The following is a 4,678-nucleotide window of genomic DNA, read 5'->3' as shown; positions in this document are numbered from 1 at the left end:
TCCCGCAAACGCTTGAGGGTTTCCTCATTCATGGCGCTGCCGGTGAAACCAAAACGAACGCGGTCGGCCTGACCGGTGGGTTCCATGGAAACGTCCACCACCATTTCGCCGGGGTGGCCATGGCGAATCAGGGCGCCGGTCAGGTTGGTAAGAATCTGACGCAGGCGGCCGGCATCGCCGACCACCCGGCCCGGCACATTGGTGTGCACATGGGTGATCAGTTCTATCTGCTTTTCTTCCGCCCGTTCCTTGAACAGATCCACGGCTTCCATGACCAGGTCATGAATATCCAGTGCGCTGTGGTTGATGTCGGTGCCGCGGGTGGAGAGCTGCGAGTGCTCCAGGACATCGTTGATGATGCGCAGCAGGTTGTCGCCGGCGTTCTGAATGGCGCCGACGCACTCGCGCTGGTTCGGGGTCAGCGGGGTGTCAGCGAGGATTTCTGCCATGCCGAGGATGCCGCTGAGCGGGGTGCGTACATCATGGCCAATTCTGGACAGGGTTTCCCGACGCGTGGCATCCACGGTTTCCGCCACGGCCTGTGAGCGTTTTTGTTCGATATGCAGAAGTGCTTGATGGCGGTGGCTGACCCGCAAGCCGATGCCCAGAGTGACTGCCTCCAGCATGGTGGTTGCCAGTAGCCACTGGGGCAGTTCTGCGCTGGTTTGCAGGATGCCCAGATAGGCCAGACAAACCAGCAGGGCAGGCCCGCTGACCAGAAGCGTAGTCAGGAAAAACAGTCCGCCGCCATTCAGCTCCCGGTGCCAGCTGGTGTAGCCCAGAATCAGCAAAATGAATGCGGCCAGGCTGACGATGGCGAAGCTGGCACTGGCGGCCAGGGCGACGGGGAGCACGAGGATCAGGGGAATAAAGGCCAGTGAGCCCCATTTCAGTCCCACCATGATGCGGTGCAGAAGCGGGGCCTTGACGGAAAGATCAAAAAAGGAGCGCGCGACGCCGGTGGCGGAAAACAGCGCGATCATCATCATCACGAACAGGGTGCGGGGCTGAACGGTACTGTTCTCTGTCAGCGACTGGGGAAGAAAACCGGCCAGAACCAGACTGATGACCAGAATGGAGAGAATAAAGCCGCAATGGTAAAAGTAGGTTCTCCCACCCCGCATGGCGCCGGCGGTCAGGTTGTAGATGGCGAGAATCAGCAGGGCGCCGGCGAGCAGCATGTACACGGCGTTGGTGTGGCTTTGTTGTGCCACCTGGGCGTTGATGTCGTTCAGGGTCAGGCCGTAGGTGAGGTAGCCCTGGGGCTGGAGTCGCAGGTAGATCAGCTGTGGTTCACCGGTGGGCAGGTGTAGCCGGTAGCTGGCCTCCCGGCCGGGTATCCGTTGCTCCTGGCTCGCCTGGGTGTAATGGCCATCTGCGCCGGGCAAAAACACGCGGGCATTGGGGTTGCCTGTGACAACCAGTGCGTAGTCCTGTTGATTGCTCAGTTCGTTTTGCAAGGCGACGCGCACCCACCAATAACCGTCGCGAATCCCTAGCCGTTCGATATAGCGTGTGGCGGGCTGGAAGTGCTCGGTAATGGGGGGCTGGCTGATAGTGCGAATATCCGCGCCGCCGGAGGCATCACGGTAATATTCCGAATAGATGGTGATGCGTGCCTGGTCAGGCTGGCTATGGACGACAAAGGGCGGGGGCGCGTCTGCGAAGACTGCATTGGCGCTGGCGCACAGGGCCAGCACCAGGAGAAAGAATAGAGAGTCAGGCTTGTTTAGCCTCAGCATGGGATTCTTCTTTTGCATCCGTCGGTTTTCCCCGGTCAAGCACATAGGCGTTCAAACCCGCTTCGGAGAGGATATAGGCTCCAAGCTCGCTACGTCGACCATCACCGCATACCACGTAGAAAAAATCCTTCTCGAGATTTTGTACTTCGCGGCGTAATTCATTGAGTGGCAGGTTGCGGGCACCGGGGGTGCGGTCATGGCGGAATTCCATGGGCAGGCGTACATCCACCAGGATGCAGGCGGTGTCGGCTTCCAGCACCATCGTGTCCAGCTCATCTTCAGTGACGTGGCGAATCACGGAGTCCTGCAGGATTGCCTGAAAATCGTTTTTACCCAGACACATCAATACCCCGTCGCTGGTCATGGTGATGGTGGCATTGCGTGGGCTGTCGCTGATCAGGGCGTCTTCACCAAAGAAGCGGCCGGCGGAGAGGGCGGCCAGAGTTTCCTGCTTGGCTCCCTTGGTGCGGGTGACCATGGCTTTGCCCTGTTTGATCACGAACAGGGTGTCGCCGTCTTCGCCTTCGGTGACAATGGTTTCGCCGAGCTGGACTTCGCGTTCTTCGAATTTCACGAACAGGCTGTGAATCATGGCCGGGGGCACTGCGGAGAACAGTTCCGAGGAAAGCAGCGCGTCCATCCAGTCCCGCTCATTTTCATCGTCGTCTTCGTCAAGCATGGACTCGGCGGCCTGGGTCCAGGTCATCAGCAGGTCCAGCTTGTTGCGGTCGATGGCGTAGAGCGTGGTGGCTTCGGCGGTGATGGCGTTGATGGTGTGTTCGGCGTAGTTGTCGATGGCCAGGTAGTTTTCATCGTCGTCAGCGGTGAAGTGGCGCACCTGAAAACTGGCATCGGTGAGATCCAGCGAACCTTCGATCAGGAAGTAGGCCTTGTCGCTGCTCTGGCCGCGCTTGAACAGGAGTCGACCGGGGCCGATCTTGATGACTTCGATCTGGCCCTGGATTTCATTGCGATGGGATTCACTGAGGCAGTCAAAAGGAATGAAATCCTCAAGACGTGACATATCCGCCGTTTGATTCGACATGGCAACCCCCCGAAGGTGTGTTGGTAGGCGAGCCGGGTCCGGCTCACCTTTAATTCTTAGTTGCCTGTACTTTATGCTTTTTCGCGGGCCACTGCACGGTAGCCGATGTCGGAACGGTATTGGGCGTCGCGCCATGTGATCTGCTTCACACCCTCATAGGCGTTGGCCTGGGCGTCGCCCACGGTGTCGCCGACGCCGGTGACGCACAGGACCCGGCCACCACTGGTGACCACCTGGCCGTCTTTTTCGGCGGTGCCCGCGTGGAAGACTTTCACCGTATCGGAATCGGCCTGATCAAGCCCGTCGATCACGTCACCCTTGTTGTAGCTGTCCGGGTAGCCGCCAGCGGCCATGACCACACCGAGGGTGGGGCGCGGGTCCCACTGGATGTCGGTCTGGTCCAGTTTGCCGTCCAGTGCCGCCAGGCACAGGGCGGCCAGATCGGACTGCAGGCGCATCATGATCGGCTGGGTTTCCGGATCACCAAAGCGGCAGTTGTATTCGATCACCTTGGGGGCACCATCCGGGTTGATCATCAGTCCGGCGTACAGAAAGCCGGTGTAGGGCATGCCTTCAGATGCCATGCCTTCCACGGTGGGGGTGATCACCTCGTCCATGATGCGCTGGTACACCGCATCGGTGACCACCGGGGCCGGGGAGTAGGCGCCCATGCCGCCAGTGTTGGGGCCGGTGTCGCCGTCGCCGACGCGCTTGTGGTCCTGGCTGGTGGCCATGGGCAACACGTTCTTGCCGTCCACCATGACGATAAAGCTGGCTTCTTCGCCTTCCAGGAATTCTTCCACCACCACGCGGTGACCGGCGTCGCCAAACTTGTTGCCATCCAGCATGTCGCGCACCGCATCTTCCGCTTCCTGCAGGGTCATGGCGACGATCACGCCTTTGCCCGCAGCCAGGCCGTCGGCCTTGATCACGATGGGGGCACCCTGCTCACGGACGTAAGCCAGCGCTTCGTCCATGTCGGTGAAGTTGCCGTAGGCCGCGGTCGGGATCTTCTGGCGCGCCAGGAAGTCCTTGGTGAAAGCCTTGGAGCCTTCCAGCTGGGCAGCCGCCTTGCTGGGGCCAAAGCACTTCAGACCGTTATCCTGGAAGGTGTCCACCAAGCCTTCCACCAGCGGGGCTTCCGGACCGACGATGGTCAGGTCAACGCCGTTGTCCCTGGCGAAGGCCAGTAGGGCTGGCTGATCCAGCACATCGATGGCCACGTTCTCCAGCTTGGCTTCGCGTGCGGTGCCGGCGTTACCCGGGGCCACGAATACCTTTTCTACCGACTCGGCCTGAGCCACTTTCCATGCCAGCGCATGCTCGCGGCCACCGCCGCCAATGATCAAAACTTTCATTGAGGTTATTGCCTCTTCTGACGTTGTCTCAATGGGAGACGGGTCAGATGTCGGACGTCGGACGTCGGACGCTAACCCGGGTTTTGTCGTCAGACGTCCGACCTCAGACGTCCGACGCCTTAATGCCTGAAATGACGCATGCCGGTGAAGACCATGGCCATGCCGGCTTCGTCGGCGGCTTTGATGACTTCTTCGTCGCGGATCGAGCCGCCCGGCTGGATCACGCAGCTGATGCCCACCTTGGCGGCGTTGTCGATGCCATCGCGGAACGGGAAGAAGGCGTCGGATGCCATCACCGAGCCTTCCACCTGCAGGCCTGCGTGCTCGGCCTTGATGGCGGCGATGCGCGCAGAGTTCACGCGGCTCATCTGGCCGGCACCCACGCCCACGGTCTGACGGTTTTTGGCGTAGACGATGGCGTTGGATTTCACGAACTTGGCCACTTTCCAGGCGAAGATCAGATCGTGCATCTCGGCTTCGGTGGGGGCGCGCTTGGTGACCACTTTCAGGTCGCCTTCGGTGATCATGCCGAT

Annotated in this window: 3 protein-coding genes and 1 pseudogene; all 4 read right to left on the bottom strand. The window is 60.5% G+C overall.

What is annotated here, in order from left to right:
- Nucleotides 1–1,742: sensor histidine kinase (locus A3754_RS07355; protein WP_231880536.1), on the bottom strand; the 1,742-nt coding region annotated here is incomplete at its 3' end.
- A complete protein-coding gene (locus A3754_RS07350) occupies nt 1,720–2,787 on the bottom strand; it encodes a cyclic nucleotide-binding domain-containing protein (protein ID WP_063519200.1) in 1,068 nt (355 codons plus the stop codon). The genes A3754_RS07350 and A3754_RS07355, both read right to left, overlap by 23 nt.
- A 71-nt stretch (nt 2,788–2,858) precedes the next feature.
- Entirely contained in the window at nt 2,859–4,145 is a 1,287-nt protein-coding gene (purD, locus tag A3754_RS07345) for a phosphoribosylamine--glycine ligase (protein WP_063519199.1), read from the bottom strand.
- Between the two features lie 119 nt (nt 4,146–4,264).
- A pseudogene (gene purH, locus A3754_RS07340) lies at nt 4,265–4,678 on the bottom strand (bifunctional phosphoribosylaminoimidazolecarboxamide formyltransferase/IMP cyclohydrolase); the annotation flags it as partial.

Source organism: Alcanivorax sp. HI0083, from assembly GCF_001635175.1.
The sequence above is the reverse complement of the archived record's forward strand: the minus strand, read 5'-3'. Positions and strand labels throughout refer to the sequence as shown.

Coding starts and splice junctions, on each gene's coding strand:
- A3754_RS07350 (WP_063519200.1), bottom strand. CDS start 2,787: ATGTCGAATCAAACGGCGGATATGTCACGTCTTGAGGATTTCATTCCT.
- purD (WP_063519199.1), bottom strand. CDS start 4,145: ATGAAAGTTTTGATCATTGGCGGCGGTGGCCGCGAGCATGCGCTGGCA.